The 2,029-nt window shown below is 73.7% G+C and carries 3 protein-coding genes and 1 pseudogene; 2 read left to right on the top strand and 2 right to left on the bottom strand.

All coding sequences use genetic code 11. The annotated features are described in order from the left end of the window. Positions 1–7: 7 nt before the first annotated feature. Both H5J29_RS30460 and H5J29_RS30455 read right to left on the bottom strand, forming a co-directional pair. Complete coding sequence (locus H5J29_RS30460) at positions 8–262, bottom strand: hypothetical protein (RefSeq protein WP_312858479.1); 255 nt, start codon at positions 260–262, stop codon at positions 8–10. A 38-nt stretch (positions 263–300) separates the two neighbouring features. After that, a complete protein-coding gene (locus H5J29_RS30455; RefSeq protein WP_181784401.1) occupies positions 301–966 on the bottom strand; it encodes a DedA family protein in 666 nt (221 codons plus the stop codon). A gap of 144 nt (positions 967–1,110) precedes the next feature. Between H5J29_RS30455 and H5J29_RS30450 the strand changes: the two genes are divergently transcribed. Then, positions 1,111–1,635, top strand: coding sequence for a DUF1697 domain-containing protein (locus tag H5J29_RS30450; RefSeq protein ID WP_181784400.1), 525 nt, complete (start codon positions 1,111–1,113; stop codon positions 1,633–1,635). A gap of 67 nt (positions 1,636–1,702) precedes the next feature. After that, positions 1,703–2,029: pseudogene (locus H5J29_RS30445) on the top strand (AarF/ABC1/UbiB kinase family protein); the annotation flags it as partial.

Here is a 2,029-nt window from a genome sequence, read left to right as displayed (position 1 = left end):
GCCCGGCTCAGTCCTCCCGTTCGAGCTCGAAGGCCGACTCGCCGATCCAGACGCGGAGGCCGTCGGCGTCGTCGGTGAAGAAGCCGTCCTCCTCCTCGCCGAGCTCACGCGCGGCATCCAGCGCACGGGCGCTGTACCGGATCCTCCCGCCCCCGAGGTCGACGGGGCGGTACTCCCGCGCCAACCGGGCCGTCCGGCTCTCGGTGGCCAACCAGGCCGCGTTCTCGGGCCCCACGTCGCCGCTCCACGCCTCGTCGCGCACGGTCCGCAGCATCGTCGCCCGGCGGCGCTCGGCGCGTCTCAGCGTGAGACGGGGACCGGCGCGTTCTCGGCGGCGGCCACGAGGGCCTCCGCGGCACGCCGGGCGAGGATCCGGCGCCGCACGCGTCGGGCGATCTCGAACCCGCCCGCGGTGACCCCCGCCATCCCGATGCCCGCGAGCAGGCACAGGATCGGGTTGCCCTTGGTGATCGGGCCCAGCACGGCGCCGACCAGCAGCATGTAGACGCTCCACACGGCGGAGCTGACGGCGGTGGCGGGCAGGAACATCCGCATCGGCAGCTTCACCCGTCCGCACGCGGCCGTGCTCACCAGCCGCCCGCCCGGGATCAGCCGCGCACCCACGCAGGCGACGATCGGCCGGGTGTAGAGGTTGCGGCGGACCCAGGCGCCCAGCCCGTCGTCCTTCGTCCCGGCCCCGCGCAGCACGCGGTTCGACGAGCGGCCCAGGGAGTAGACGAACAGGTCACCCAGCATCGACCCGACGACGGCGGCGGCGAACAGCCCCACGATGCCCACGAGGTCCCCGGTGCCGAAGCCCGCCGCGGCCGCCACGGTCAGCAGGGTCTCGCTGGGGAGGACGGGGAACGGGCCGTCGAGGGCGATGAGGAAGGTCAGCACCGGCAGCAGCCAGACACTGTGCAGCACGGCGTCGAACAACGCGGTGAGCGCGTGGAGGTGCTGCACCTGGCCTCCCTCGTAGCTGTGGGTCTGCTGAGTACTCGTCCCACACTGTCAGAACGTCACGGCCGGGTCACGGGGGATGTCCCCCATATCGACCCCGGGTCAGTCACACGTCCCCCGGATGCGACGAGCGGTACGTTGCCCCGCGTGGCGGGTTACGCGGTCCTCCTGCGGGGTGTCAACGTCGGCGGCAACCGCAAGGTGCCCATGGCCGAGCTGCGGGAGATCCTCGCCGGGCTCGGGTACACGCAGGTCAGGACGCTGTTGCAGAGCGGGAACGCCGTCCTGGCGGCCGACGAGCCCGCGGCGGCGGTGGCCACGCGGCTCGAGGAGGCGCTCCGCGAGCGGTACGGCGCGGACATCCGCTGCCTCGCCCTGACCCGCGAGGAGCTGCGGGCCGCCGCCGAGGGCAACCCGCTCACCGGGGACAACGGCTCCAGGATGGTCGTGATGTGGCTGTTCGACGACGCCCCGGCCGACGCCCCCGGCCCCGAGCAGCTCGACCCGGACCGGATCGCGGTGCGCGGGCGGCTCGTCTACCAGTGGTGCCCCGAGGGCATCTCGAACTCCCCGGACGTCGCCGCCTACCTCCGCAAGGAGTGGAAGGTCGCCGTCACGGCCCGGAACCGCAACACGGTGGAGAAGCTCATCGCGGCCGTCCCGGAGGGGTAGTACCCACACCCCGATCTCCGTGGCAGCCCCGATGTCTCCGGGCCGCCGCCGCGCCACTCTTCTCGGCATGAGCACACTGACCGCGATCCCGACCCGGAGCACCGCCCGGACCGCCGCGATCGCCGCGCTGCCGGTCTCGTTCGCCGGACGTGCCGTCGCGGGGTGGGGCCGCAGACTCGCGGGCGCCGACCGCGCGGAGGTGTCCGAGGCGGCCCTGCAGCGCAACGCCGAGCAGCTCTTCGCCGTGCTCGGCAGGCTCAAGGGCGGCGCGATGAAGGTCGGGCAGGCGCTCTCGGTGTACGAGCCGATGATCCCCGCGGGCTTCGCGGGCCCGTACCGCGAGGCCCTGGAGAAGCTGCAGTCCTCGGCGCCGACCATGCCCGCCCGGGACGCG

Origin of the sequence: Pseudonocardia pini (assembly GCF_013870575.1) — a bacterium.
GTDB classification, from domain to species: domain Bacteria; phylum Actinomycetota; class Actinomycetes; order Mycobacteriales; family Pseudonocardiaceae; genus Pseudonocardia; species Pseudonocardia pini.
Note: the sequence above shows the minus strand (reverse complement) of the source record. Positions and strands in the feature narration are given on the sequence as shown.